Annotated in this window: 4 protein-coding genes; 1 reads left to right on the forward strand and 3 read right to left on the reverse strand. The window is 55.3% G+C overall.

The window, feature by feature from the left end; genetic code table 11:
- Positions 1–70: 70 nt before the first annotated feature.
- Positions 71–340, reverse strand: coding sequence for a short-chain dehydrogenase (locus AC1DRJ_RS24050; RefSeq protein ID WP_477804347.1), 270 nt, complete (start codon positions 338–340; stop codon positions 71–73).
- Positions 341–617: 277 nt separating this feature from the next.
- Between AC1DRJ_RS24050 and AC1DRJ_RS24055 the strand changes: the two genes are divergently transcribed.
- Complete coding sequence (locus AC1DRJ_RS24055) at positions 618–836, forward strand: hypothetical protein (RefSeq protein WP_477804348.1); 219 nt, start codon at positions 618–620, stop codon at positions 834–836.
- Between the two features lie 119 nt (positions 837–955).
- Here AC1DRJ_RS24055 and AC1DRJ_RS24060 read toward each other — a convergent pair whose 3' ends face one another.
- Together AC1DRJ_RS24060 and AC1DRJ_RS24065 are read right to left on the reverse strand one after the other, a co-directional pair.
- Complete coding sequence (locus AC1DRJ_RS24060) at positions 956–1,741, reverse strand: transporter substrate-binding domain-containing protein (protein WP_477804349.1); 786 nt, start codon at positions 1,739–1,741, stop codon at positions 956–958.
- A 204-nt stretch (positions 1,742–1,945) separates the two neighbouring features.
- Positions 1,946–2,614 (reverse strand): murein L,D-transpeptidase catalytic domain family protein (locus tag AC1DRJ_RS24065; protein WP_477804350.1); only part of this gene is annotated, 669 nt, incomplete at its 5' end.

Genomic DNA, 2,614 nt, shown 5'->3' on the forward strand with positions numbered 1-2,614 from the left:
GGACATAGCTCCCTTCCCGCTGAGCGCCAATACGCCGAAGGGGCGTCCGAGAGGGCGCCCCTCTGTGACGTTAGGACGGTTCAGCATCCATACGTCGCGCAATGACATCCAGCACATCGCAGCCGTCGCGTAGGGGCATGCAACAGAGCAGCGCGAAATCGCTGAGAATCACCGAGTCGCTGGTGATATCACCCCGCATCACAAGATTTTCCAGAATCTGCGTAACGGCTCGAATTCTATAGCTGGCGGTGCTGAGCAGGGAGTGCAAAGGTTGTGTGGTGTTTACAAAAAGGCTTGGCAGATCGTCGGCATTGCTGGTTAAAGCCATGTACTCGTTCATGTGGAGCTCCATTAATTCAAGAGAGCTACAACTCAATTGTCGCCAAACGAGTGGTGGTAGCCGTACGCGGGTTGGCGAACCGGGCAATGGAGAAACCGGCAGACGCTAAAGTCTCCCGCGGCTGTCGGGTGGGAACGCGCTCTTCCACGCCCAGAAACCGCCCTAGCTGAACCAACGCTGTCGCCCCGCAAAGTTTCATGATGCCCGGCGAATCTGCAGTCTAGGATGACGACTCAAGCTCGTATCACCGCACTTCAATCCCACAGGGAACTGAAAAATGATCTCGAATCTCGTCAAAATCGTGCTAATCGGTGGTGCGTTGCTGTTAAGCGCCTGTTCGGGTGTGAGTACCCATAGCGATTACTCGGAAGCCACCCTGCCGTCTGCCGGCTTTGGTCCAGGCCCCACCAGCATCACCAATAAGATGAATTTCCATGGCAGTGCGCTTGGCAACAGCTTCGGTGAGTACAGTTCGGGTTTGTTGCACGACGATTAACGACGGCGGAAGTGTTTCCGCCGTTTTGCGTTTTGCCTGATGTGCCGTGTGCGTTGGGTTAGCGACTGCTACGCAGGCGGACGCAGGCTTCGCCAGTTGCTACGGGGATAATCCAACGGCTACTTAGTCTCGGGCGTCGCTATCCACTGACTCAGGACTTTTTGATATTTTCCCGTAACCTTGGCCAGGTGCAGCCACTGATCGACATACAACTTCCAGGTGATGTCGTCTCGCGGCAGCAGGTAAGCCTTTTCCCCATACTGCATAAACTGACTGGGGTTAACCGCGCACAAACCGGGTTTGAGTTTCTGCTGGTACAGCGCTTCCGACGCATCGGTAATCATCACGTCAGCCTTCTTATCCAGCAGTTCTTGAAAGATGGTCACGTTGTCGTGAAGGCTCAGTTGCGCCTTGGGCAGGAAGGCGTGGACAAACGCCTCGTTCGTACCACCGGCCGGTTCAACCAGACGCACTGAGGGCTGGTTAATCTGTTCAACGGTTTGGTACAGCGCCTGATCTTCGCAGCGTACCAGTGGGATCTTGCCATCGACGTCGAGGGTGGTGCTGAAGAAGGCTTTTTTCTGCCGTTCCAGTGTGACCGAAATCCCGCCCATGCCGATGTCGCACTTACCCGCCAGCATGTCGGGCATCAGGGTTTTCCAGGTGGTCTGTACCCATTCAGTTTTGACACCGAGGCTGTCCGCCAGTGACTGGGCCATGGCGATGTCGATACCTGAGTATTCGCCGTTCTCGGCTTTGTAGGTGTAGGGTTTGTAGTCGCCTGTGGTGCACACGCGAAGTTGGCCTTGCTGGATGACGCTGTCCAGATGCGATGGTTCTGCCTGCACGCCAAACGATAGAGCGAGCGCGCCACCGAGCATCATTGTGCTTTTTWTAATTTTCATTGTTCTCGGACTTTTTTGATGGAATCTCATCGGCTAAGCCTAACGCAGAGCCGTCCCCGAGCGGAGAATAGACACTAATTAGCGTTCGGGGGCTGGAACAATGAAGTGTTGGAGTGCATGCCTCTGTTCCCGGTCCGTCAACATGGCGTTGACGGCGAGACTAACGAGTGAAGCCTTATCGAGGACTGGGAGGGGACGCGGTATTTACTTGCGGATAGTTGATTTGGACGCCGACGCAACGGTCTCACTGCCGCAATTGATATAAGAAGATGTCTTCAACCAACGCTGATCCGGATAGTAAGAAAACAACAGCTGCCCATCTTTCATCGAATCAATCAGTCGATGCGCAATCGCCGGTCTGACTGCCGGACAACCGAGGCTTCTGCCGATCCGGCCATTCACACGGGCCAGCATCGGGCTGACATACGGTGCACCGTGAATCACGATAGCCCGGTCAAATGCATTGTCGTTGAAACCCGGTTCCAGGCCTTCCATGCGCAGCGAGTAGCCGTTTTGCCCGACATAACTTGACTGCGTGCGGTACAAGCCGAGACTGGTGGCGAAGCTTTCGTTCTTATTGGAGAAGTTAACGGCCATGTTCTCGCCGGTGTTGCGCCCGTGGGCCACCAGTTCATGGAACAGTAACTTGCGTTTCTTCAGATCGAACACCCACAACCGTTGTTCGGTCGAAGGCAGGGAATAGTCGATGACCGCAAGCCTTTGGACAGGGGCTTTGCCTTGAGCGATGCTGCATTTTGACGCGCGGACCGCCAGGTCAATGACCTTGGCGTCGGCAGTGGGCGCTGCTTTGACGAGGGCGGCGGCAAGCGAATCGGCGTAAGCTGATGGTACGGACATTGCAGTCAGTAACAG

Source organism: Pseudomonas sp. P5_B2, from assembly GCF_056400445.1.